This window comes from Plantibacter sp. PA-3-X8 (genome assembly GCF_003856975.1).
Lineage (GTDB): Bacteria > Actinomycetota > Actinomycetes > Actinomycetales > Microbacteriaceae > Plantibacter > Plantibacter auratus.
The window spans coordinates 3,717,128-3,740,384 of sequence record NZ_CP033107.1 but is presented as its reverse complement, the minus strand read 5'-3'; the positions used below and the strand labels follow the sequence as shown (position 1 = coordinate 3,740,384).

Sequence of the window (23,257 nt, the reverse complement as noted above, 5' to 3'; positions counted from 1 at the left end):
CGGTCTGCGTGGCTCGCAGCCTACGACTCGCGGCTCCGACCGCACTTGGATGGTGCCGACCGTTGACGTGAGACGGATCTTCTGCTCCTGCGGCGACTCCGGTCGTCGTGTCCGATCGCCGACTCCAGTCGGCGTCTCCAGTCGCCCCATCGCACATCTCGTGCGCGAGCGCCATGCTCCCGCCGTTCCCGGGTCCGCTCACTACCCTGGACGCTTCACCACCGTAGGGAGAGACACATGAACACCTCATCGCTCACGAACCAGATCAACGAGGCGCTCGCGGCACTTGGCGGCGGTCCGTTCCTCACGACGAAGACCACCGAGAAGGACGCCACGACCACGGTCACCGGCACCCTCGGCGACAGCGAGATCCACATCGACTTCATCGAGGAGGGCAACGGCACCGAGGCCGAGAAGGACCACACGGTCGTCGTCCGCGACGCCTCGGGCAAGCAGATCGGCGAGGGACGAGGCGACTCGACCTTCGCCGACGCCATCTCCGCCTTCGGCTGGGCGGGCGTGCTCGACGCCGTCAAGAACGGCTGATCGCGTCGTCATGACCTCCAGGGTCCGGTCTCGTCCGCATTCGCGGTGGGCCGGGCCCTGCGTCGTCTCCGGGAGGCACCCGTGACGCCGCGATCGGACGACGGGCCGGCGGAGGACGAGCACTGGTTCGTCGTGAACGGCAGGCGCTGGCGCCGGACGGATCCGAGTCTGCCGTCGGAGCTCGTCGCGTCCCTGCAGTCCCATCTCGGCCGCGGGCGCTCGGGCGTCGGCGTCGCGAAGCGGGCGGGTGACGACGACGCTGTCGCTGCTGCCCGCCGTCGCGTCGGCCTCGCCAAGCACGGGCTCGGTGAACGCGGCCCGAAGTGGTGGGAGGAGCCGGCGGCTGATCGACTCGAGCGCGCCGAGGCGGCGCTGCGTCAGCTCGAGGCGCTCGACGAGTCGCCGCCCGGGTGATCCGGTCGGGTGGACGTGCTCTCCGCCCCCTCTTGCGTTCTGATCGGTCTCGGCATATCGTTTATCGATACCAACGACAATCGATATGGATGTGATGATCATGCCCGAGTCCACCGATCGCCCGACGCCGTCCGCCTTCGACCACGCGGCCTGGCAGGCTGCGAAGACCGAGCGCTCCAACCGCAACGACCTCGTGTCCGTGCTCGGTGCCGCCGTCGTCGCGGCAGGGGCTGTCGTCGTCACGCTCGTCCTCCGGCTGCTCGACGTCTTCGGCACCGACGGGACCCGGGTGCCCGTGTTCTTCGACGCCGTCGATGCAGTCCTGCCGGGTGCGGCAGCGGCCGGCGCCTTCACGATCGACCAGGGTTCGGTCGTCGTGGCCGACCTCCCGGTGGTGACCTTCGTGTGCGTGCTGCTCGCCGCGATCCTGCCGGCGATCGCGAACCTCGTGGTCATCGTCTGCGCGTTCCGCTTCTTCCGCCGCCTGCTGCGTGGCGATGCCTTCGCGCCCGGGAACGCACGGCTGCTCTCGATCGCCTCCATCGCCATCCTCTGCGGGTGGATCGCGGACACCTGGTTCGGCACGATGGCGTCCAACGGCGCGCTCGCGGCCGCGACCGACGGCGCCGTCGAAGGAACCCCCTACCCGCTCACCTGGATCCCGTTCTTCGTCGCCATGGCGGTCGGCGGCCTCGCGATCGCCTTCCGCGCCGGTGAGCGCCTGCGCGCCGACACCGAGGGACTCGTCTGATGGTGCCGGCGCCCGAGGAGGACGTCGCGACCGGCGTGCACTGCAACCTCGACCGGTTGCTCGCCGACCGTGGTCTCACCCTCGCCCGGCTCAGCGAGCTCGTCGGGGTGAGCGTGGTGAACCTGTCCGTGCTGAAGAACGACCGAGCGAAGGCGATCCGGTTCTCGACGCTGACGGCGATCTGCCGGGTGCTCGACTGCACGGTCGGCGAACTGCTGGAGCTCGACGACGCCCGCTGAGTGGTCCGGTACCGACCGTCAGCGCCGGCGTTCCCGGAGCAGCAACTGCGTGAGGTACAGCCCGCCGACGACCACCGTGACGACGCCGACCGGCACCGTCAGCGGGATCAGATGCTGGGCCACGAGGTCGGATGCGAGGAGCAGGACGCCGCCGACGAGCCCCGTCGCGACCAGCGGGATGCCCGGCGAGCGGGTCAGCCGGCGGGCGATCTGCGGAGCGGCCAGGGCGATGAACGCGATCGGGCCGGCGACCGCGGTCACCGCGCTCACCAGCGCGACCGCGAGGCCGATGAGGATGGCGCGTTCACGGGTGAGGCGCACCCCGGTCGCGGCAGCCACGTCGTCACCGAGTTCGAGCTGGCGGAGCGCGCGGGCGGCGAACGGCAGGACCGCGAAGAGCACCACGAGGCACGCGAGTGCCGGCCAGACGACGGTCGCGGTCGCGGTGTTGAGCGTCCCAGCGCCCCAGGCCGCCGCGAAGAGCGCGACGTCGAGGTCGGCCCGGAGCAACAGCCAACTGTTGAACGCGGCGAGCATGGCCGAGACGCCGATGCCCACGACGATGAAGCGGAAGCCCGACAAGCCCTGGCGGAGGGCCAGGATGAAGATCGCGACCGCGGCAGCCAGACCGCCGAGCAGCGACCCGGCCATCAACGCCGGCCAGCTGCCGCCGAGGAGGAGGAGCGCGACGAGCATCCCGGTGAACGAACCGTTCGCGAGGCCGATGATGTCGGGGCTCGCGAGCGGATTCCGGGTGAGCGTCTGGAAGATCGCTCCCGAGACACCGAGCGCTGCGCCGAAGCCGATCGCCGCGAGCACGCGGGGCAGTCGCCAGTCCAGGACGACGGTGCGCGCCAGGCCGTCGACGCGTCCGGTGAGGACGCCGATCACCTCGTCGGTGGTCAGCGGGTAGTCGCCGAGCGCGAGACCGGCGATCCCCGCGACGACGATCGCCAGGAGTGCGGCGGCGCAGACGAGGAGGGTCCGTCGTGCCGGTCGGCGTCCGTTGATCGGACGTGCGGTCTCCCGTTCCCGTGTCGTGCTCACAGTCCCGAGGCCGTTCTGCGTCGGGCGAGCGCGATGAGGACGGGCGCCCCGACGAACGCGGTCACGAGCCCGACGGGCATCTCACCTGGGAGCACCGCGATCCGTCCGACGACGTCGGAGCACAGCACGAGGACGCAGCCGACGAGGACCGAACCCCCGAGGATGCGGCGCTGATCACTGCCGACCGACCAGCGCACGAGGTGGGGCACGACGAGGCCGACGAAGGCGATCGGCCCGGCGATCGCGGTGGCGCCACCGGCGAGCAGGGTCACCGCGGCGAGCACCAGGATGCGGCTGCGCGTGACGCTGACGCCCTGTGCTCTGGCGACGTCCGGGCCGAGGGCGATCGCGTTCAGGCTCCGTGCGCTCGCCGCGGCCAGGAGGAGCCCCACGGCGAGGAAGGGGAGGACCGGCACGACGACACCGAGGTCGCGTTCGAGCAGGCTGCCGGCGTTCCAGCCGCGCATCCGGTCGAACGCGTCGGGGTGGGTGATGGCGATCCCCGTCGTCAGCCCGGCGAGTACGGCGCCGAACGCGACACCCGTGACGGTGAGGCGGGCGGTGGAGGACTGCTCACGCCCGCCGGAACCGATCGCGTACACGACGAGGGTGACGACGAGCGCCCCACCGCAGGCGAGCCAGGCGATGTCGCCCGGCGCTCGGACACCGAGGAACGCCAGGCCGACGGCGACCGCGAAGCCTGCCCCGGCGTTGACGCCGAGGATGCCGGGGTCGGCGAGCGGATTCCGGGTGAACGCCTGCATGAGCGCGCCAGCGACGCCGAGGGCCGCACCGACGGCCAGCGCCGCGACCGTGCGCGGCACCCGCTGATCCCACACGACGAAGTTCGCCTCGTCCGAGCCCGTGCCGAGGAGCGCCGCACGGACGTCATCCGGAGCGATCGGGTTCGCGCCGACGAACAGCGACAGGAGGACGGCGACCGCGAGCGCCGCGACGCCCGCGAGTAGTGGGATGAGCAGGCGGTGTCGCCGCGGCGCCCGCCGTCCCACCGAGGTGTCGCGGGCGTTCAGGATCGCGGTCGGCTTCGTCACGAACCGTCGGAGAGCAGCCGGTCGAGGTCGTCGAGGACGGCCATACCGCCGAGGGGGCCGACGCCGGTGATCCAGAACGACTGGTCGACGAGGTGCAGCTCGGGGAAGGCGTCCGTGTTCGCGGTGAGGGAGGCGGGCAGCGTCGAGGTGTCGTCGGGATCGACGCTCGTCACGAAGACCTGGTCGGCCTTCGCCTCGAGCACGCGCTCGGGGGAGAGGTCGAGGGAGATGTCCTCCCAGGCGTGTTCGGGCGTCGTGAACCCGGCGCACTCGAGGGTGCTGCCGGCGAAGGAGGTCGGGCCGTAGAGCGTCAGGACGCCGTCGCGGGGGCGGATCAGCTGTGCCGTCTTGCCGGCCGTGTCATGCTCGTCTGCGATCTCCGCGCAGCGTGCGTCGTAGGCGTCGAGGAGCTCGTCCGCGCCGTCCGGGTCACCGAGTGCCTCGGCGACGAACTGCACGTTGTCGCGCCAGGGGTCGGTCTGCGTCGCCATGAACACGGTCGGCGCGATCTCGGACAGTTGGTCGTACAGGGCGGAGTGCCGCGACTCGGTGCCGATGATGAGGTCGGGCTTCGCGGCGGCGATCAGCTGCACGTTCGGCTCCGCCACGGTCCCGACGGTGGGGATGTCGGCGGCCTGCTCGCCGAGGTAGGCGGGGACGCCGGCGGTCTCGTTCAGCACCGCCGCGCCCACCGGGGTGATGCCGAGCGCGACGGTCGTGTCGAGCTGCACCGGTTCGAGGACGACGACCCGCTTGGGTGCGTCGGGGATGCTGGTCTCGCCGTGGGCGTGCTCCATGACGTGGGTCGCGCTCGTCGCGGTGTCCGAGGGGGTCGAGGCGCTCGAGCTGCTGCAGGCGGAGAGGCCGAGGGCGGCGATGGAGAGGGCGGCGACGGCGACGAGACGTCGACGATGGGCGAGGGGGAGGGGCACGGATCACCTTTCGAACGGGTCGCGACGCATGCGACCGAGTAAGGCAAGCATAACCTTCATTCGGGTGTGGCTCTGGGGCGGGCGTTCCAGTAGCCCTGCCCGTGGACGCGCTCCGGGTCGATCCCGTGGTCGGTCGTCGCAGCGCGCAGGAGGGGGATCCGGGTGCTCTCGGTCACCAGCCAGGCGGCGAAGCCGGTGCCCAGTGTCGCCGCCGACGACCCGTGTGTCCGGAGCCACTGTTCGACGCCGGCGACGAGCGCGTCACCGCCCGCCTGCCCGGCCCGTTCATGGACCTCGACCGTGTGACGCTCGAGCAGCGGCCCGAGCAGGGCGGTGTCGGCGGGGTCGCCGAGCTCGAGGAGGACGTGGGCGCGGACGTGGTCGTCGAGAGAGCGCAGGATCCCGTGGACGGCGGGGAAGGCCGTCTCGTCGGCGGCGATGAGCACGGTCGTCGCAGTGCCGGGCGCCCACTGGACGCCGTGTGTCGGGTCTCCGCGACGGACGTCCGGACCCGAGACGAGCAGCCGGTCGCCCACCCGCGCGCCGAGCGCCCATCGACTGGCCGGGCCGGCCGGCTCGTGGATGAACACGTCGAGGTCGACCTCCTGCTGCGCCGGCCTGACGCGATGGGCCGTGTAGCTGCGCATCACCGGACGGTCCGCCGATGGGAGTGCGCGCCAGGTGCGCCGCCACGCGTGCTCCGGCAGGCCGTCGTGGAGTCCTTCCGGGTAGGCGCCGTCGTCTCCCGGCAGCAGGATCTTGATCCGCTGGTCCCGCTCGTACGGGGCGAAGTCGGCGAGCGAGGCGCCGGCGAGGGTGAGGCGGAGGAAGCCGGGCGACAGTCGTTCCGTGCGGTCCACGACGGTGTCGAACAGGATGTTCGGCGAATGCAGGAACGGGACGGGCATCGCATCGAGTCTAGGAGGACCAGGCGCTGGCGTGCCGGGTCCTCCGTCGTTCACCCGCGGCGGACGGCGCGTGCGATCACGGTGCAGAGGGGGATGGCGACGACGGTCAGCACGGCGGCTGCCGGGAGGAGCAGGGCCGGGCCCCAGGTGCCGAGGATGATCCCGCCGACCGCCCCGCCGGTGGCGATCGAGCAGTTCCAGACCGTGACGAGCGCCGACTGTGCCGCGTCAGCAGCGTTCCCGGCGACCCGGGCGATCGCCACCTGGAAGAGCACGGAGTAGGCGCCGAAGGCGAGCCCCCAGCCTGCCGCGGCGGTGAGGAGGACGACGACCGGCGGATCCCAGGCCACGACGGCGAGGCCGACGGTCCCGAGGAAGGCGGCCGTGAGGATGGTCATCCCGAGGCGCAGGTTCGCCAGCCGTCCGGCACCGAGCGTGCCGACGACCGACGCCACACCGAAGGTCGCGAGGAGCACCCCGAGCGGCACGGGCGTCCCGCGGGAGGACAGGACCGGTGCGAGGTAGGTGTACGCGATGTTCTGGCCGATGATGCAGACGGCGAGGGCGACGAGGATCGTCACGACCGCGGGGATGCGGAGCGCCGCACCCATGCGCGTCGAACGCCCGGGGGCGCTGCCTGCCACGCGAGGAGCGACGACGACCGCGAGCACGCCGAGGAGCGCGGTGGTGGCAGCGACGATCCCGAACACCGTGCGCCAACCGAACTCCTCACCGAGGACCGCGCCGGCCGGGACGCCGAGCGCGAAGCCGAGTGTGGCACCGGACAGCACGACGCCGAGTGTGGAGCCGAACCGCTCCGGGGTGGAGAACCCGCGCGTGTACCCCGGGAGCATCGCCCAGACGACGCCGGCCACGAGCCCCGCGACGAACCGGGTCGCGAGATGCGTGAGCAGCTCGGGCGCGACGGCCGTGCCGGCGTTCGCGAGCGCCGAGACGATCAGGGCGAGCAGTACGACCGTCCGGCGGTCGAGCTTCGCGAGGGCACGGCTGAGCGGGATCGCGGCGACGATGCAACCGAGTGCGAAGACGGCGACGCTCTGGCCCGCGATCGACTCCGAGACGCCCAGGTCGGCGGCCATCGCCGGGAGGACCCCGGCCGGGAGCACCTCGGTGAGGAGCGTCACGAATCCGACGGCGGCGAGGAGCAGCGCGGTCGGGAGGGGAGAGCGGGTTCCGGTGGCAGGAGGGGTCGTGGATCGTGCCGTGCGCACGCTGTCGGTGGTCATGTCGGTGAGTCTCCCGGCCTGCCACTGGTGGCAGGGTCAAGCCGACGAGGATGCCCCGGGAATATCCGCCCGGCACCGACGGCTGCTCCAAGAGGACACAACTCGGTCGAAGGGGTCTTGCATGCGCATCGGCGAACTGGCGGCGGCCACCGGGAGCACGCCGCGGCTGCTCCGGTACTACGAGGAACAGGGGTTGCTGCGCCCGACCCGCTGCCCGAACGGGTACCGCGAGTACGGGGACCACCTCGTCGCGAAGGTGCAGCGCATCCGCGAGCTGATCGGCGTCGGCATGCCGACCGCGCTCATCCTCCAGGTCCTGCCCTGCTTCGAGGACGACGACACGATCTACCAGGTGACGCCCTCGGCGGAGGTGCTGGAGCGGTTGCTCGAGCATCGCGAGCGACTGGACGCGAAGCTCGGCTGCATCCAGGAGAGCCGGGACGCCATCGACGTCTACCTCCACCGCGTCGGCGGCATCGTGGTCTGAGTCGGCTGAGTCGGCTGAGTCGACCGAGTCTGCTGGGTAGGCTCGGCGCATGTCACTCGATCCGTACTACCGCGACCGCCTGAGCCTCTTCGACGGGTTCTCGAACGCCGATCGCGCTGCCGCCGGTGGGACCCTCGACGAGGAGTTCCAGGAACGACTCGTCGCATACGGTGACGACGGGCCGTGGAGTCCACCGAGCGAAGTGGTGATCACCGACGAGGTCGTCGACGGTCCGCACGGCACGGTCCCGATCCGACGCTACGTCCCGGCCGACCCCAGTGGTGTCGCCCTCCTCTGGGTGCACGGCGGCGGCTTCGCGGCGGGGACGCTCGACTGGCCGGAGGCGCACGTCGTGAGCGCCGAACTGGCGGCGCGAGCGGGTGCCGAGGTCGTCTCCGTCGACTATCGACTGGCGGACGGCACGACGCGATACCCGGTGCCGCTCGACGACGTGCTCGCGGTCTGGGAGCAGCTCGACGACGAGCGGTCGGCCGTTCCCGGTGCGCGGACGGCCATCGGTGGGGCCAGCGCCGGAGCGGCCCTCGCGCTCGCCGCGTCACTCCGCAGCGATCGACGTGCGGACGCCGTGCTGCTGGCCTACCCGTTCCTGCACGCCGTCGTGCCAGCCCTGCCCGCGGACGTCCTGGCCGAGATGGCGGTCCTCCCGGACTTCATGCGGTTCCCGACCGAGTCGATCGACTGGATGGTCGGGAACTACGTCGGTCGGCTGGAGGACGTGCCCGAGCTCGCGCTGCCGGGAATCGTCCCCGTGACCCCGGACCGCCCGCCGCTGTCGGTCCTGCTCTCGGAGTTCGACGACCTCCGGCCGTCGGGGGAGCTGCTCATCGCGGCGTCGGAGGCCGCCGGTGCTCCCGTCCGCAGTCGGCTCGAGCCAGGCGTCCTCCATGGCCACCTCAATCGCCATCCGGTCGCGCCAGGCGTCTCCCCGTCGCTGGACTGGCTGGCCGACGGGCTGCGCGCCATGGGGAATCACGCCGACTGAGTCTTGCGTGATCCTCGTCAGCGGGCATACTGGAGTCACGCTCCGTTCCCGAACGGAGTTCGGTTTTCGCTTCCGGCTCGCCCGAGCCCGGGTGATCCCGACGCCGCCCCACTCACTGACGAGAAACGGACCACCCATGAGCGAGCATGAACCGGCGCTGCCCTACCGCGACGCGAGCCTGCCGGTGGAGGACCGGGTGGAGGACCTCCTCGGACGGATGACCGTCGCCGAGAAGGCCGGCATGCTCTTCCAGACGATGATCGCCCCGGGGCCCATCGACGAGGCGAACCCGCACATGGGACTCGCGAGTGGCGAGCACATGATCGGCGAGCAGCTCATGTCCCACTTCAACGTCCTCGGCACCGCGCCCGACACGACGGCGCTCGCCGAGTGGACCAACGCCCTGCAGGAGCGCGCGTCGCGCACGCGACTCGGCATCCCGGTCACGCTGTCGACCGACCCGCGCAACCACTTCACCGACAACGTGGGGACGGCGGCCCGCGCGGGCGCCTTCTCGCAGTGGCCCGAGACGCTCGGCCTCGCGGCGATCGGATCGGTCGACCTCGTCGAGGCGTTCGCCGACACCGCGCGGCAGGAGTACCTCGCCGTCGGGATCCGGCTGGCGCTCCACCCGCAGGTCGACCTCGCGACTGAACCGCGCTGGTCGCGCATCGGTGGCACGTTCGGTGAGGACGCCGAGCTCAGTGCCGAACTCGTCGCCGGCTACATCCGAGGGTTCCAGGGTGCCGAACTCGGGCCGCAGTCGGTCTCCACGATGACGAAGCACTTCCCGGGTGGTGGGCCCCAGCTCGACGGGGAGGACCCGCACTTCGCCTACGGGCGCGAACAGGTGTACCCCGGCGACAACTTCGACTACCACCTCATCCCGTTCCGCGCCGCGATCGCCGCCGGAGCCGCGCAGATGATGCCGTACTACGGCATGCCCGTCGGGACCGAGCACGAGGAGGTCGCCTTCGCCTTCAACCACGGGATCATCACCGGGCTCCTCCGCGAGGAGCTCGGCTTCGCAGGTATCGTCTGCACCGACTGGGGACTCGTCACCGACACGTCGATCATGGGTCAGGACATGCCCGCACGGGCATGGGGCCTGGAGCACCTCGACGAGCTGTCCCGGGTCGAGCGCATCCTGCAGGCCGGTTGCGACCAGTTCGGTGGCGAGGCCCGACCCGAGCTCGTCGTCGAACTCGTCGAGCAGGGGCGCATCACCGAGGACCGCATCGACGCCTCGGTGCGCCGACTCCTGCGCGAGAAGTTCGTGCTCGGGCTCTTCGAGCAGCCGTACGTGGACGCGGGCGCCGCGAGTGGGATCGTCGGCCGCGCGGACTTCGTCGCCGCCGGCGAGGCCGCACAGCGCCGCGCGTTCACCGTCCTGACGAACGTGGAGGAGACGCTGCCGGTGCGCTCGCCGCGTCCGCGGTTGTACCTCGAGGGCGTCGATCCCGAGATCGCGGGCGTGTACGGCGAGGTCGTCGCGGATCCGGCTTCGGCGGACGTCGCCCTCGTGCGCATGCAGACGCCGTACGAACCGCGGCCCGGCGGCTTCGAGGCCATGTTCCACGCAGGCTCCCTCGACATCCCGGCCGACGAGGTCGAGCGGTTGCGCGTGCTCGCGCTGACGGTGCCGACCGTACTCGACATGCATCTCAACCGACCGGCGATCCTCACCGGGGTGGTGGACGCGGTCGCGGCGCTCGTCGCGAGCTTCGGCGGCAGTGACGCGGCGTTCCTCGACGTCGTGTTCGGTCGGGCGCTGCCGGAGGGCCGGCTGCCGTTCGACCTGCCGCGCTCGATGGCGGCCGTCGAGGCGAGTCGGTCCGACGTCCCCTACGACACCGAGGACCCGCTCTTCCGTTTCGGCCACGGCCTCACGTACCCCGCTGGTCCCTGAGCGCCTCTTCCGGTCCCTGAGCGCCCCCTCCGGTCCCTGAGCACCCCCTCCGGTCCCTGAGCACCCCTTCCGGTCCCTGTGCTTGTCGAAGGGCGTCCGGGAACACTTCTTCCGGTCCCTGAGCACCCGTCCCCGGTCCCTGCACTCGTCGAAGGGCGGCGTCTTCTCGTGTGCCCTTCGACAGGCTCAGGGAGCGGTTCTCCGTGTGCGGTTTCTTCGTACTCGGGGGTCGCTTCCCTCGGTCCGTGAATGCCCCGCCGGTCCCGGAGCACCTCTTCCGGTCCCTGAGCTTGTCGAAGGGCGGTCCGGGTGCACTTCTTCCGGTCCCGGAGCTTGTCGAAGGGCGTCAGCGCTCGGAGCCGCGCAGCTCCAGACGCACGTCCAGCGTGTGGGTCACGGGCGGTCCCGCCTCGCCGGCGATGAGTGCGAGGAGGGTCTCCGCCGCGACCCGGCCCATGAGCGCCACGTCCTGCGCCACCACCGACACCGCCGGCGTCACGAGCGGTGCCGCCTCGAAGTCGTCGAACCCGACGAGCGGCAGCCGTCGGCCCGCCGTCGCGAACGCCTGCATGGCCCCGATCGCGGCCCGGTTGTTCGCGGCGAACATGGCGTCGACCTCGCCCGACGCCAGGAACCCCGCCACGACCGCCGCAGCGTCCTCGACGGAGTGTGCGCCGTCGGAGGCGATCGGCTCGATCGGCCTCGTCCCCGTCGCGCCGCCGAGATCGGCCTCAGCCAGCGCCCGGTGGTAGCCGGCGAGTCGCTCGCGCATCGTGTACAGCTCGAGTGAGTCGCCGAGGAACGCGACCCGTCGTGCGCCCGCGGCGAGCATGGCCGCGGTCGCGCGGGTCGCCCCGCCCGCGTTGTCGGCGAGCACCGTGTGCACCTCGACCGACTCGAGCGGCCCGGTCGGGCGGTCGACGAGCACCATCGGGACGTGCACGACCGTGCTTGTCGCCCAGGCCGTGGTCGCCTGCCGTGGTGGCACGACGACGAGGCCGTCCACGCGCTGCGCGACGAGCCGGTCGACGAGGAGTCGGTGCCGGTCGGCGTCCTCCTCGGAGCTCGCGGACATCAGCAGGTAGCCGTGTTCCGTGCACACGCGCTCCACCGAGCGTGCCAACACGGAGTAATAGGGGTTCGCCAGGTCGCTGATGATCAGCCCGATGACCTTGCTGGACCGCCCGGGCCGGATGCTCGCGGCCGCCAGGTTGTGCCGGTAGCCGAGGGCCTCGATCGCCGCGCCGATCCGTTCCGACAGTTCCTGGTTGATGTTCGTCGCGCCGTTCACGTACCGCGACACCGTCTTCAGCCCCACCCCGGCCGCCGCGGCGACGTCGTTCATGGTCGGGGGTCGGGAGCTGCGCATGCTCACCATCCTGGCGTATGCGAGATCACGCGATCGGCTCGTCCGCCCCCGCGACCGCGAAGAGGCCTCTGAGTCCGGGTCGCAGTCGGGTGATCTCGGACGCCGTCGGCCGGCGCCCGGCGATCGTCGCAGCGGCACTCGCGCCCGCGAGCTCCGCCGCGTCAGCCGGTGCGGCACCGCGTGACATCGCGAACAGCAGGCCGGCGGTCGACGCGTCCCCGGCGCCGTTGGTCGACACGAACGCGGGTGCGGGGACGGGCGGCGCGACGAGGTCGACGTCTGCCCAGGCCTCGGCGAGCGGTGCGAGCATCCGTCCGCCCAGGCGCAGGCGGTCGACACCGGCGGCCCGGAGGAGTAGCCCGTCCTCGCCGGCCGAGATCGCCACGACGCCGGCACCCCAGGCGAGCAGGAGGTCCGCGAACGCCGCGGCTTGGGCCAGCGGTGATGCACTGGTCCCGGCCGGGAGGCGGAGCGTGCCGAGCGCCGAACACAGGTCGTCGACGCTGGGACTCACGACGTCGGTCAGCGGCAGGGTGCGCCGGAGGATCGCCTCCCAGTCCAGATGGCCGACGGCGCTCGTGGGGTCGACGACGGCGAGGTCCATCGAGGTGGTCGCACCGTGTCGGTGGATCCGTTCGAGCAGCCTCGCGAGCGGCGTCGCGTCGTCGGCGACGATCCCGGGGAGCAGCGGGGGATAGCCGAGGTGGACGAGGTCCGCGTCGCCGACGGCCAGGTGCTCGCCGGTGAACACCTCGTTGGCGCCCGTGTGGTGCCAGAAGGTCCGGTCGAGGCCGGCGGGCTCGACGACCACGCTGTAGGAGGTCGCGGCCCGGTCGGTGACCTCGAGCGCCGGGTGCAGTCGGTCGTGCGCGGCGATGCGCGACGCGACGATCGCTCCGAGCTCGTCGTCGCCGACGGTCGCGTGCAGGCGGACCGTGCTCCCGAGATCGGCGAGGGCCAGGCCGGTGTTCGCGACGCAGCCACCGAGGGAGATGCGGAGCGGGCCGGTGTCGATGAGGGCGCCCGGATCGATGCGTGCGTTCGCGCTCAGCCCTGGCGACAGGTCGACGCAGATGTGGCCGGCGACGACGATCTCGCCCATGGACCCTCCGTTCTTCGCCCCGGGGCTGACCCGGCGCAAGCTAGACAACGTTGTCTCAGGCCACTACTGTGACACACCGAGGGACGATTCGGAAACCCTCCCCGTCACGATCAGGAGCCGCCGCAATGTCGCTGTACCGCCTCAATCGTCTCTTCAACGCCCGATCAGGTCGCGCGCTCGACGTCGCCGTCGACCACGGGTTCTTCGGCGAGCGTTCGTTCATCACCGGCATCGAGGACATGGGCGAGGTCGTCCGCACCCTCGTCGCCGCGGGCCCGGACGCCGTCCAGCTGACCCTCGGCCAGGCCCGTCTCCTGCAGCAGGTCCCCGGCAAGGACAAGCCGGCGCTCGTCCTGCGGACGGACGTCGCGAACGTCTACGGCAACCCGCTCGACTCGATCCTCTACAGCCACCACGTGCCGCACGCGATCGAGGAGGCCGTCCGGCTCGACGCCGTCGCCGTGTGCGTCAACCTCATGCAGATCCCCGACCACCCCGAGGTCCGCGAGGCGAACATCCGCTCGATCATGGCCCTGCGCCGCGAAGCGACCCGGTACGGGATGCCGCTCATGATCGAACCGCTCGTCATGCAGGACAACACGACGGCCGGCGGGTACCAGGTCGACGGCGACATCGAGAAGATCGTCACCCTCGTGCGCCAGGCGGTCGAACTCGGCGCCGACCTCATCAAGGCCGATCCGAGTAGCGACATCACCGAGTACGCGCGTGTCGTGCAGGTCGCCGGCGACATCCCCGTCCTCGTCCGTGGTGGCGGTCGCGTCGACGACCGGACCCTGCTGGAGCGCACGGTCGCCGTCCTCGACGCCGGGGTCAGCGGCATCGTCTACGGCCGCAACATCATCCAGCACGAGCACCCGGCCGCCATCACCGCGGCACTCATGGCGGTGCTGCACGACGGCGCCGACGCCGATGCCGGCCTCGCGATCCTCGAGGCGGCTCGCGCATGAGCGCCGACCAGGTGACGGCCGACCGGGCGACGGCGGAGCGCGTCAACGTCGCGATCATCGGCGGCGGACTCATGGGGCGCGAGATCGCCGCGGCCATCCAGCGCTGGCCGGCACTCATCGACCACCCGGTGCGACCGCGACTGACGGCCGTCTGCGACATCAATCCGGCGGCGCTCGACTGGTTCGACGAGATCGACACCGTCGTCACGAAGACCACGGACTACCACGAGCTGCTCGCCGACCCGTCGGTCGACGTCGTCTACGTGGCCGTGCGTCACGACCTCCACGAGCAGATCTACACCGACGTCATCCGCGCTGGGAAGGGTCTCCTGGCGGAGAAGCCGTTCGGGATCGACGCGGCGGCCGCGCAGTCCGTCCTCGCGGCGATGGCCGAGCACCCGGAGAGCTTCGTCCGGTGTTCGAGTGAGATGCCGTTCTTCCCGGGTGCGCAGCTGGCGATCGACTACGTGCGGTCCGGAGCGCTCGGCACGATCGTCGAGGCGCGCAACAGCTTCCTGCACTCGAGCGACATCGATCGGGGCAAGCAGATCAACTGGAAGCGCCAGACGCAGTTCTGCGGTGAGGCCGGCGTGATGAACGACCTCGGGATGCACACCTGGCACGTGCCGCTGCGGCTCGGCTGGGCACCCGAGAGCGTGTACGGGGTACTGCAGAACATCGTCACCGAGCGTCCCGGCCCCGACGGTTCGCTCGTGCCGTGCGACACCTGGGACAATGCCGTGCTGCACAGCTGGGCGACCCACGACGGTGTCCGTTTCCCGCTCACGACCGAGACGAAGCGCATCGATCCCGGGCAGAAGAACACGTGGGAGTTCGAGGCGATCGGTCTCGACGGCGGGGTCCGGTTCAGCACGAAGAACCCGAAGCTCGTCGAGGTGTTCGCGGTGCGGGACATCCCGGGTGGCGGCCGGGAGCAGGTGTGGCAGCAGCTCGACGCGGGCAGCCAGTCGGTCTGGCCGACGGTGACCGGGCCGAACTTCGAGTCCGGGTTCTCCGACACGATCCTCCAGATGTGGGCCGTGTTCCTCGCCGAGCGGCACGGCTCGCTCGGCGACCGGTTCGGGGCGGCGCGCCCCGAGGAGGCGGCGCTCACGCACGACATCTACCGAGCGGCGATCCGCTCCCACGAGGAGGGTCGCGCGATCGCGCTGTGACGTGCGCATCGGCTGGGAGGCCACCCGACCGTCTCCCAGCCGGGAGCGCGCTGGCCGGCCCCTGAGCTTGTCGAAGGGCGCTCCCTGTCCGCTCGCTTGTTGTTCGGTCCCTGACAGCGCAACGAATCGGTCCTTGCCAGCCCAACCGTTCGGTCCCTGAGCTTGTCGAAGGGTGGGGTCTGTCCGTGTGCCCTTCGACAGGCTCAGGGACCGGGGTCGGAGTCGATCGTTGCTGAACGTTCGGTCCCTGTCCGCTCACTCAGCCGGTCCCTGCCAGCCCAACCGTTCGGTCCCTGAGCTTGTCGAAGGGTGGGGTCTGTCCGTGTGCCCTTCGACAGGCTCAGGGACCGGGGTCGGAGTCGATCGTTGCTGAACGTTCGGTCCCTGTCCGCTCACTCAGCCGGTCCTTTGCCAGCCCAACCGTTCGGTCCCTGAGCTTGTCGAAGGGTGGGGTCTGTCCGTGTGCCCTTCGACAGGCTCAGGGACCGGGGTCGGAGTCGATCGTTGCTGAACGTTCGGTCCCTGTCCGCTCACTCAGCCGGTCCTTTGCCAGCCCAACCGTTCGGTCCCTGAGCTTGTCGAAGGGTGGGGTCTGTCCGTGTGCCCTTCGACAGGCTCAGGGACCGGGGTCGGAGTCGGTCGTTTCTGAATGGTTGGTCCCTGTCCGCTCACTCAGCCGGTCCTTTGCCAGCCCAACCGTTCGGTCCCTGAGCTTGTCGAAGGGTGGGGTCTGTCCGTGTGCCCTTCGACAGGCTCAGGGACCGGGGTCGGATTCGGTCGTTTCTGAACGGTCGGTCCCTGTCCGCTCACTCAGCCGGTCCTTTGCCAGCCCAACCGTTCGGTCCCTGAGCTTGTCGAAGGGCGGGCTCTGTCCGTGTGCCCTTCGACAGGCTCAGGGACCGGGGTCGGATTCGGTCGTTTCTGAACGGTCGGTCCCTGTCCGCTCACTCAGCCGGTCCTTTGCCAGCCCAACCGTTCGGTCCCTGAGCTTGTCGAAGGGTGGGCTCTGTTCGTGTGCCCTTCGACAAGCTCAGGGACCGGCCACCGGGTCCGTTCCGGGTTCTGGATCGCGCCATGCGGTGATCCGCGAGCAGCTGAGACGCGGGAGGTCGTCGAACCGCCCGTCGATCACTGCTTGCTTCTTCGCCCGGCTCCACCCCTGAAGACGTTTCTCGATGAAGAACGCGTCGTCCACGCGGTCGTACTCGGCCGACCAGACGAGTGTGACGGGCAGTCGCTCGCGGGTGTAGGTCGCTCCGAGGCCGTCCATGTGCTCGGCGACTCGTCGAGCAAGGTCGATGGTGCTGCCGGTGTAGAAGGATCCGTCGGCGCATTTGAGGATGTAGACGTGGGGCATCCGGGAAGCCTCGCAGGACTTCGATCCTGTCGGTCTGCGCTGACCTCCGACGGTGGACGCTCTCGGATCATGGGGGAGTTGTGGAGGACCTTCGCTCGCCCCTGCCGCTTCGCCCGATCGGTCCCTGAGCTTGTCGAAGGGCGGGGTTTTGCCGTTGGCCCTTCGACAGGCTCAGGGACCGGGGTTGGAGTCGGTCGTTTGTTCGCTCACCCAGCCGGTCCCTGCCGGCGCAATCGTTCGGTCCCTGAGCTTGTCGAAGGGTTGGGGTTTTGCCGTGTGCCCTTCGACAGGCTCAGGGACCGGGGTTGGAGGTCGGTGTCGGCGGGGTGGGGGACACTCGGGAGATGCCCCACAGACGATGCGTACAACCCGGGTGCGACGCCGCGGCACCGGTCGACGCGCCTGTCACGCTCTGCGAGGATCACCTGGCCCTCGCCGCCGACTGGGCGGAGCGCCGTTGGGGTGTGGTCGACGCCCTGCCGTCGCCGTGCATCATGTGCGGCTCGCGGCTCGGCCGTCACTACCCGTCCGCGTGGTTGTGCGCCACGTGCGAGTGGCGGCATGGCGACGTGCCCGACGACGACCTCGCCCGGCCGCGGATCGACGTCGTCTACTACCTCCGCCACGGCGACCGCGTGAAGATCGGCACCACGACGAACCCTCGCCAGCGGTTCGCCGCGATCTGGCATGACGAACTGCTCGCGCTCGAACGCGGTGACCGGCACGTCGAGCGTGCGCGTCACGAACAGTTCGCCCGCGAGCGCCTCGAACGCTCCGAATGGTTCACGGGGTCGCCCCGACTGCTCGCCCACATCGCCTCGGTCGCCGGCGACGTCGACCCCTGGGACCTCTACAGCCGCTGGCTCAGTGAGGCGGCCGCACTGCGTGGGCGATAGCCCCTCCGGTGGGCACCACGCGCGGGGTACGCTCAGCGCGTGTGCACTCGAATCTTCTGGAACGACAACGCGGTCGCCAAGACGGTCAGCCGCTGCATGGACTGGTCGGAGAGCGACGAACCCGAGCTGTGGTTCGTCCCGAGCGGTACCGACCGAGGTGGCACGGATGACGCCACCTCGCACCGGTGGACCTCCCGGTACGGCAGTGTCGTCACGAGCATGTGGGGGATGGGGACCGTCGACGGCCTGAACACGGCGGGCCTCGGAGCACACGCGCTCTACCTCGACCCGGAGGACGTGACGTTCGCCGAGCCCGACGGCCGTCCGACGGTCTCGAACGCGCTGTGGGTGCAGTACCTCCTCGACAGCTACGCCTCGGTCGCCGAAGCGATCGCCGACATCGACACCGTCCGCATCACGTCCCCGATGTTCCGCGGCCTGCAGATGGGGATCCACATCGCGATCGAGGACGCCTCGGGTGACTCGGCGATCATCGAGCCGATCGACGGCCGGCTCGTCGTCCACCACGGCCGCGAGTTCACCGTGATGGCGAACTCGCCGAGCCTCGACGAGCAGCTCGCCAACCGCGACCGCTACCGGCTGTTCGGCGGTGAACTGCCGCCTCCCGGCGACATCACCTCGGTCGACCGGTTCGTGCGCGCCTCCTACTTCCTCCACTACCTGCCGGAGCCGGCGGACACCGTCGAGGCGGTCGCGGGCGTCTTCCAGCTCATCGCGAACGTGTCGGTGCCGTACGGCGCGCCGTACTCGACGGGCGACGTGTACCCGACCTGGTGGCGCGCCGGTGCCGACCTCACGAACCTGGTCTACTACTTCGGCTCGACACGGAGTCCGAACATCTTCTGGATCGAGCTCGACGAACTCGCGGACGTCGGCGAGGTCCGTCGCCTCGACCCGCGCGACCCGAGCCGCGTCGGCGACCAGACCGCGGAGCTCGCGCCGGCGACGTTGAGCTACTAGGCCGGCCGGTTTCGGTTCCCGAGCCGGTCGAGTCTTCGGGGCGTTCGCGTGCGCCCTTCGACAGGCTCAGGGACCGGGCAGGCTCAGGGACCGGGATCGCTCAGGGACCGGGATGGTTCAGGGACCGGGGATGTCAGGGCCCGACCGGGGCGGCTCGGAGCCGACGGCTCAGAGCACCGCAGGCGATACCCGACAGGAGTCGCGCTCGACGAGGTGCACCGGGAGGACCGTGCTCCGGCGGTATCGCGCGTCGGGGCGGTCGAGGCGATCGATGATCCGTTCCGCAGCGAGTCGGCCGAGGGCCTCCGGGTCCTGCGTGATCACGGACACCGACGGTCGCAGGAGCTCGGCCAGGGGGAAGTCGCCGAACGCGACGAGTGGGAGCGGTTGCTCGGCGAGTGCGGGTAGCAACGCCATCGTGCAGACGGCGTTCGACGAGAAGAGAGCAGTCGCCTGCGAGTCGATCGCCGCCAGCGCACGCGCCGCCCCTTCGCGGGTCGCCGCACCGAGGGCGATGAGCTCCTCGTCGGCGGGCAGCCCGGCTTCGGTGAGTGCCGCCCGGTACCCGCGCAGCCGCTGGGCGGTCGTCGGCAGGGCCAGCTCGTCGCCGACGAAACCGATCCGGCTGTGGCCGTGCTCGACGAGGTGGGTCGTCGCCGTGAACGCCCCACCGAAGTCGTCCTGCGTGAACGCGTCGGCAGCGAGCCCGCCTGGCGCGCGGTCGACGAACACGAACGGCGTCCGCGACGCCCATGCACTCAGCGAGCTCTGGTCGTCGCTGATCGGCGCGAGCACCACCCCGGCCAGCTGACGCCGGAGCATCGGCTCGAGGACCGAGCGCTCGCGGTCCGGGTCGTCGCCGAGGCTCGTCACGAGCGTCGACATGTCGTGATCGCGCGCCGTCCGCTCCACCGCACGCGCGATCTCCGCGAAGAACGGGTCGACGATGTCGGGGACGGCGACCCCGATGACCGACGGGCGGCCCGAGCGGAACGCCGTCGCGAGGGAGTTCGGCACGTAGTCGAGCTCCCGCATGATCGACTCGACCCGTTCTCGGGTCGCCGGGAGGACGTGCGGGTCGTCGTTGAAGACCCGCGAGACCGTCTTCGCGCTCACGCCGGCGGCTGCGGCGATCTGGCGCATCGTGGCCATGCTCGGGTCCCTCCCGTTCGGTCCTGCCGGATCGGGTCAGCGCGCGGTGTAGCCGCCGTCGATCGGCAGCGAGACGCCCGAGATCATGCCGGCGGCGTCGCTCAGCAGGAAGGTGATCGGGCCGGCGATGTCGTCCTCGGTGGCCCACTTGCCGAGCGGCATCGCCTCGAGGAAGGGGCCTTCGATGTCGGGGCGGCCCCAGTACCAGGCGGACATCGGCGTCATCACGACCGTCGGGTTGACGGCGTTGACCCGGATGCCGTACTTCCCGAGTTCCAGGGCCGAGACCCGCGTGATGTTGTCGAGCGCGGCCTTCGACGAGCCGTAGGAGATGTGGCCGGAGAGTGCGACGAGGCTCGCCTGGCTCGAGACGTTGACGATCGCCCCGCCGCGCTCTTGGCGGATCATCTCGCGGGACGCGTACTTGGTGACGAGCAGCGACCCGCGTGCGTTGATGCTGATGACCTTGTCGAACACGTCGATGTCGGTCTCCTGTGGGGAGGCGATCTCGCCGCCCCAACCGCCGGAGTTGACGACGCCCCAGATGTCGCGTCCCTCGATCGCGTCGCGGATGCTGTCCTCCGAGGTGAGGTCGAAGGGCAGCGGTTCGGCGCCCGTCTCGGCGGCGATGGCGTCGAGGTGCTCGACGTTGCGACCGGAGGCGATCACCTGCGCGCCCGCTGCGACGAGGTGGCGGACGGTCGCGCCGCCGATGCCGCCGCTCGCTCCCGTGACGAGGATGGTGCGGCCGTTGAAGTCAGTCATGAGGTGGTCCGATCGATGTGATGAGGCCCGTGCGTCGGTGCACCGGGTCGGGAGCATCATAACCACGGAATCGCAGCCATGTCACCCGTGACATGGATTTCACCAGCAGATCATGACACCGGTGACATCTGGTGTTGACACACGCATCGCCTGGACCTACCGTGAGTCGGGCGACGGCGCGTCCGCGACCGGTCGGCTCCCAGGAGAGGTCAGGCATCACGATGAGCGGCATCACGATCGGGACCGACCTCGACGGCCTCATCGATCACGCCCGTTCGCTCGCCGCCACCGGGTCCCGCCGGATCCTCGGGATCGTCGGTGCGCCCGGAGCGGGTAAGTCGACCGTGAGCGACGCGATCGCCGCGGCGCTCGGCGACCAGGCCGTCATCGTCGGGATGGACGGCTTCCACCTCGACAACGCCGAGCTCGTCCGCCTCGGGCGACGCGGCCGCAAGGGCGCGCCCGACACCTTCGACGTCGACGGCTACGTCGCACTGCTGTCCCGCCTCGCGCGTGCTGGACGCACCGCCGATTCTCCGGGCACACCGATTTACGCACCCCGGTTCGACCGCTCGCTCGAGGCGTCGATCGGCAGTGCCGTCCTCGTCCGCCCCGAGGTGCCGCTGGTGATCACGGAGGGCAACTACCTCCTGTTCGACGATCACGGCTGGCAAAGTGTCGCCGCGCATCTCGACGAGTCCTGGTACGTCGACGTGGACGACGAGGTGCGCCGCGACCGACTCATCGCCCGACGCCTCGGTCACGGCCACCCGCTCGACGAGGCCGAAGCCTGGGTGCTCGGCGTCGACGAGCCGAATGCCCGCCTGGTCGACGCCACCAAGCAGCGTGCCACCCGCATCGTCACGCTCGACGCGTCGACGCCGGTGGAGACCGAATCCACCCACGGCGCCTGATCCACCCTGCAGCCGCAGCACGCTCGACCTGCACCACCCTCGACCTGCACCACCCGGAACCCGCTCACCGACGAGAAGGCACCACATGACCCAGCTCTCCGACGCCGCCCTCACCGCTCTCGACGAGCAGGTGGCCGTCCCCGCCTACGACCGCTCGGCCATCCGACCCGGCATCGTCCACTTCGGGGTCGGCGCCTTCCATCGTGCGCACGGGGCGATGTTCGTCGACCGCGTGCTCGGGCTTCCCGGCGACGAACACGCGTCCTGGGGGCTCGTCGGCGTCGGCACACTGCCCGGTGACGCCGCCATGCGGGACGCGCTCGGCGCTCAGGACCGGCTCTACACGCTCGTGACGACGAGTCCGGACGGCGAGATCGAGGCGCGCGTCGTCGGGTCGATCGTCGAGTACCTGTTCGCTCCCGACGACCCGGGAGCGGTCCTCGCGCGGGTGGGCGATCCATCGACGCGGATCGTGTCCCTCACGATCACCGAGGGCGGCTACGGGGTGAACGATGCGACCGGCGCGTTCGAGCCGAGTGACGGTGCGACGCTCGCGGACCTCGACGGGCTGCCGGCGGGGGCGCTGCCGCAGAGCCCGCTCGGGTTCATCACGGCGGCCCTCCGTGCCCGACGCGACGCCGGTGCCGTTCCGTTCACGGTCATGTCGTGCGACAACATCCAGGGCAACGGGCACGTCGCCCGGACTGCGATCCTCGCGTTCGCCGAGCGTATCGACCCGGCGCTCGCCGTCTGGATCGGTGCCGAGGTGCGGTTCCCGAACTCGATGGTGGACCGCATCACGCCGGCGACGACGGACGAGCAGCGCGCGTTCGTCTCCGAGCGGTTCGGGATCGACGACCGCTGGCCGGTGCTCTCGGAGTCGTTCGAGCAGTGGGTGCTCGAGGACGACTTCTCGGACGGCCGTCCGCCGTACGAGCAGGTGGGCGTGCAGCTCGTGGAGGACGTCGAGCCGTATGAGCTGATGAAGCTCCGGTTGTTGAACGCTTCCCACCAGGCGATGAGCTACCTCGGGCTGCTGGCGGGGGAGACGTACGTGCACGACGTCTGCCGTGACGAGCTGTTCTCGCGGTTCCTCCTCGGGTACATGCACGAGGAGGCGAGGCCGACGCTCGCGCCGGTCCCGGGGATCGACATCGACGCGTACTGTGCAGAGCTGATGCGCCGGTTCGGCAGTGAGGCGATCAAGGACACGTTGGCGCGGCAGATCGTCGACGGCTCGGAGCGCATCCCGAAGTTCCTGCTCCCGGTGGTCCGTGAGCAGTTGCGGACCGGCGGCGGGATCGCGCGCTCGGCGCTCGTCCTCGCAGCGTGGAGTCGGTTCATCGAGGGTGTCGGTGACGACGGGCGGGAGCTTGCCCCGGTCGACCGGCGGTTGGCCGAGTTGCAGGCAGCCGTCGCGCAGGAGGCGGAGCGCCCCGGCGCGTTCCTCGACCTGGAGGTCGTGTTCGGCGACCTCGGATCTGACGCGCGACTGCGCGAGGCGTTCATCGCGGCGCGCGCGCGGCTGGCGGCCGTCGGTGCGCGGGTGGCGGTGGAAGAGGTCGTCGCCGCGGGGTGACCCTGCGGCGGTCGGGCGGTGCCTCGTGTGCCCTTCGACAGGCTCAGGGACCGGGGTGGCCGGGTTGTCGAGGTCGGCGTCGGTCGCTGAGCGTGTCCGAGGCATGGTGGTTCCCGTCTCGGTCCCTGAGCTTGTCGAAGGGCAGGTGGTCGCTCGCGTGCCCTTCGACAGGCTCAGGGACCGGGGTGGCTGGGTTGTCGAGTAGGGCGTCGGTCGCTGAGCGTGTCCGAGGCATGGTGGTTTCCGTCTCGGTCCCTGAGCTTGTCGAAGGGCAGGTGGTCGCTCGTGTGCCCTTCGACAGGCTCAGGGACCGGGGTGGCTGGGTTGTCGAGTAGGGCGTCGGTCGCTGAGCGTGTACGAGGCAGGGTGGTTCCGGTTTCGGTCCCTGAGCTTGTCGAAGGGCAGGTTCAACGGCTGTTCGTGTGCCCTTCGACAGGCTCAGGGACCGGGATGGCTGGGTTGTC

The 23,257-nt window shown here is 70.6% G+C and carries 23 protein-coding genes; 13 read left to right on the top strand and 10 right to left on the bottom strand.

The features are described 5' to 3' along the window. Positions 1-237: 237 nt before the first annotated feature. The 4 genes from EAO79_RS17495 to EAO79_RS17480 all read left to right on the top strand — a co-directional run bounded on the left by EAO79_RS17495 (position 238) and on the right by EAO79_RS17480 (position 1,950). Entirely contained in the window at positions 238-546 is a 309-nt protein-coding gene (locus tag EAO79_RS17495; protein ID WP_079706962.1) for a hypothetical protein, read from the top strand. A gap of 81 nt (positions 547-627) precedes the next feature. Continuing rightward, on the top strand, positions 628-960 hold the full coding sequence (locus tag EAO79_RS17490) for a biopolymer transporter Tol (protein WP_124769769.1): 333 nt from the start codon (positions 628-630) through the stop codon (positions 958-960). 100 nt (positions 961-1,060) lie between these two features. Further along, on the top strand, positions 1,061-1,711 hold the full coding sequence (locus EAO79_RS17485; RefSeq protein WP_124769768.1) for a DUF2975 domain-containing protein: 651 nt from the start codon (positions 1,061-1,063) through the stop codon (positions 1,709-1,711). Beyond that, a complete protein-coding gene (locus EAO79_RS17480) occupies positions 1,711-1,950 on the top strand; it encodes a helix-turn-helix transcriptional regulator (protein ID WP_079706965.1) in 240 nt (79 codons plus the stop codon). Before EAO79_RS17485 ends, EAO79_RS17480 begins: the two co-directional genes overlap by 1 nt. Before the next feature lie 18 nt (positions 1,951-1,968). Here EAO79_RS17480 and EAO79_RS17475 read toward each other — a convergent pair whose 3' ends face one another. The 5 genes from EAO79_RS17475 to EAO79_RS17455 are packed head-to-tail and all read right to left on the bottom strand — an operon-like array spanning position 1,969 to position 7,136. After that, positions 1,969-2,997 (bottom strand): iron chelate uptake ABC transporter family permease subunit, encoded by a 1,029-nt coding sequence (locus EAO79_RS17475; protein ID WP_124769767.1) that lies wholly within the window; start codon positions 2,995-2,997, stop codon positions 1,969-1,971. Continuing rightward, entirely contained in the window at positions 2,994-4,049 is a 1,056-nt protein-coding gene (locus EAO79_RS17470; protein WP_241160919.1) for an iron ABC transporter permease, read from the bottom strand. Before EAO79_RS17470 ends, EAO79_RS17475 begins: the two co-directional genes overlap by 4 nt. Then, positions 4,046-4,981, bottom strand: coding sequence for an iron-siderophore ABC transporter substrate-binding protein (locus tag EAO79_RS17465; protein ID WP_124769766.1), 936 nt, complete (start codon positions 4,979-4,981; stop codon positions 4,046-4,048). Before EAO79_RS17465 ends, EAO79_RS17470 begins: the two co-directional genes overlap by 4 nt. A 56-nt stretch (positions 4,982-5,037) precedes the next feature. Further along, positions 5,038-5,889: a siderophore-interacting protein gene (locus EAO79_RS17460; protein WP_124769765.1), complete on the bottom strand. Its 852-nt coding sequence runs from the start codon at positions 5,887-5,889 to the stop codon at positions 5,038-5,040. 50 nt (positions 5,890-5,939) lie between these two features. Continuing rightward, on the bottom strand, positions 5,940-7,136 hold the full coding sequence (locus EAO79_RS17455) for an MFS transporter (protein ID WP_124769764.1): 1,197 nt from the start codon (positions 7,134-7,136) through the stop codon (positions 5,940-5,942). Between the two features lie 121 nt (positions 7,137-7,257). On the opposite strand from EAO79_RS17455, the gene EAO79_RS17450 reads away from it, so the two are divergent. The 3 genes from EAO79_RS17450 (at position 7,258) to EAO79_RS17440 (ending at position 10,535) form a co-directional block, all read left to right on the top strand. Further along, positions 7,258-7,623, top strand: a complete 366-nt coding sequence (locus EAO79_RS17450) for a MerR family transcriptional regulator (protein ID WP_124769763.1) — start codon at positions 7,258-7,260, stop codon at positions 7,621-7,623. A 49-nt stretch (positions 7,624-7,672) separates the two neighbouring features. Further along, positions 7,673-8,626, top strand: a complete 954-nt coding sequence (locus EAO79_RS17445; protein WP_124769762.1) for an alpha/beta hydrolase fold domain-containing protein — start codon at positions 7,673-7,675, stop codon at positions 8,624-8,626. A gap of 136 nt (positions 8,627-8,762) precedes the next feature. Beyond that, positions 8,763-10,535 carry a glycoside hydrolase family 3 protein gene (locus EAO79_RS17440; protein ID WP_124769761.1) on the top strand — a complete coding sequence of 591 codons (1,773 nt, stop codon included), beginning with the start codon at positions 8,763-8,765 and terminating at the stop codon, positions 10,533-10,535. 346 nt (positions 10,536-10,881) lie between these two features. On the opposite strand, the gene EAO79_RS17435 is transcribed toward EAO79_RS17440, so the two are convergent. Both EAO79_RS17435 and EAO79_RS17430 read right to left on the bottom strand, forming a co-directional pair. Next, entirely contained in the window at positions 10,882-11,904 is a 1,023-nt protein-coding gene (locus tag EAO79_RS17435; protein ID WP_124769760.1) for a LacI family DNA-binding transcriptional regulator, read from the bottom strand. A 25-nt stretch (positions 11,905-11,929) separates the two neighbouring features. Beyond that, a complete protein-coding gene (locus EAO79_RS17430; protein ID WP_124769759.1) occupies positions 11,930-13,006 on the bottom strand; it encodes a carbohydrate kinase family protein in 1,077 nt (358 codons plus the stop codon). A gap of 125 nt (positions 13,007-13,131) precedes the next feature. Here EAO79_RS17430 and EAO79_RS17425 point away from each other — a divergent pair, with 125 nt between their 5' ends. Next, a complete protein-coding gene (locus EAO79_RS17425; protein ID WP_085512298.1) occupies positions 13,132-13,974 on the top strand; it encodes a class I fructose-bisphosphate aldolase in 843 nt (280 codons plus the stop codon). After that, positions 13,971-15,149 carry a Gfo/Idh/MocA family protein gene (locus EAO79_RS17420; protein WP_124769758.1) on the top strand — a complete coding sequence of 393 codons (1,179 nt, stop codon included), beginning with the start codon at positions 13,971-13,973 and terminating at the stop codon, positions 15,147-15,149. Before EAO79_RS17425 ends, EAO79_RS17420 begins: the two co-directional genes overlap by 4 nt. Before the next feature lie 1,030 nt (positions 15,150-16,179). Here EAO79_RS17420 and EAO79_RS17415 read toward each other — a convergent pair. After that, positions 16,180-16,506, bottom strand: coding sequence for a GIY-YIG nuclease family protein (locus EAO79_RS17415; RefSeq protein WP_124769757.1), 327 nt, complete (start codon positions 16,504-16,506; stop codon positions 16,180-16,182). A 344-nt stretch (positions 16,507-16,850) separates the two neighbouring features. Here EAO79_RS17415 and EAO79_RS17410 point away from each other — a divergent pair, with 344 nt between their 5' ends. Next, a complete protein-coding gene (locus EAO79_RS17410) occupies positions 16,851-17,402 on the top strand; it encodes a GIY-YIG nuclease family protein (RefSeq protein ID WP_124769756.1) in 552 nt (183 codons plus the stop codon). A gap of 39 nt (positions 17,403-17,441) precedes the next feature. Beyond that, complete coding sequence (locus EAO79_RS17405) at positions 17,442-18,383, top strand: linear amide C-N hydrolase (RefSeq protein ID WP_124769755.1); 942 nt, start codon at positions 17,442-17,444, stop codon at positions 18,381-18,383. 168 nt (positions 18,384-18,551) lie between these two features. On the opposite strand, the gene EAO79_RS17400 is transcribed toward EAO79_RS17405, so the two are convergent. Beyond that, positions 18,552-19,535 carry a LacI family DNA-binding transcriptional regulator gene (locus EAO79_RS17400; RefSeq protein ID WP_124769754.1) on the bottom strand — a complete coding sequence of 328 codons (984 nt, stop codon included), beginning with the start codon at positions 19,533-19,535 and terminating at the stop codon, positions 18,552-18,554. Between the two features lie 36 nt (positions 19,536-19,571). Continuing rightward, the gene (locus EAO79_RS17395) at positions 19,572-20,300 is read right to left on the bottom strand and encodes an SDR family oxidoreductase (RefSeq protein ID WP_064296395.1); all 729 of its coding nucleotides are present in this window, start codon (positions 20,298-20,300) and stop codon (positions 19,572-19,574) included. A 221-nt stretch (positions 20,301-20,521) separates the two neighbouring features. On the opposite strand from EAO79_RS17395, the gene EAO79_RS17390 reads away from it, so the two are divergent. Beyond that, entirely contained in the window at positions 20,522-21,214 is a 693-nt protein-coding gene (locus tag EAO79_RS17390; RefSeq protein ID WP_124769753.1) for a nucleoside/nucleotide kinase family protein, read from the top strand. Positions 21,215-21,299: 85 nt separating this feature from the next. Beyond that, positions 21,300-22,793: a mannitol dehydrogenase family protein gene (locus tag EAO79_RS17385; RefSeq protein ID WP_124769752.1), complete on the top strand. Its 1,494-nt coding sequence runs from the start codon at positions 21,300-21,302 to the stop codon at positions 22,791-22,793. The last annotated feature ends 464 nt before the right edge of the window (positions 22,794-23,257 follow it).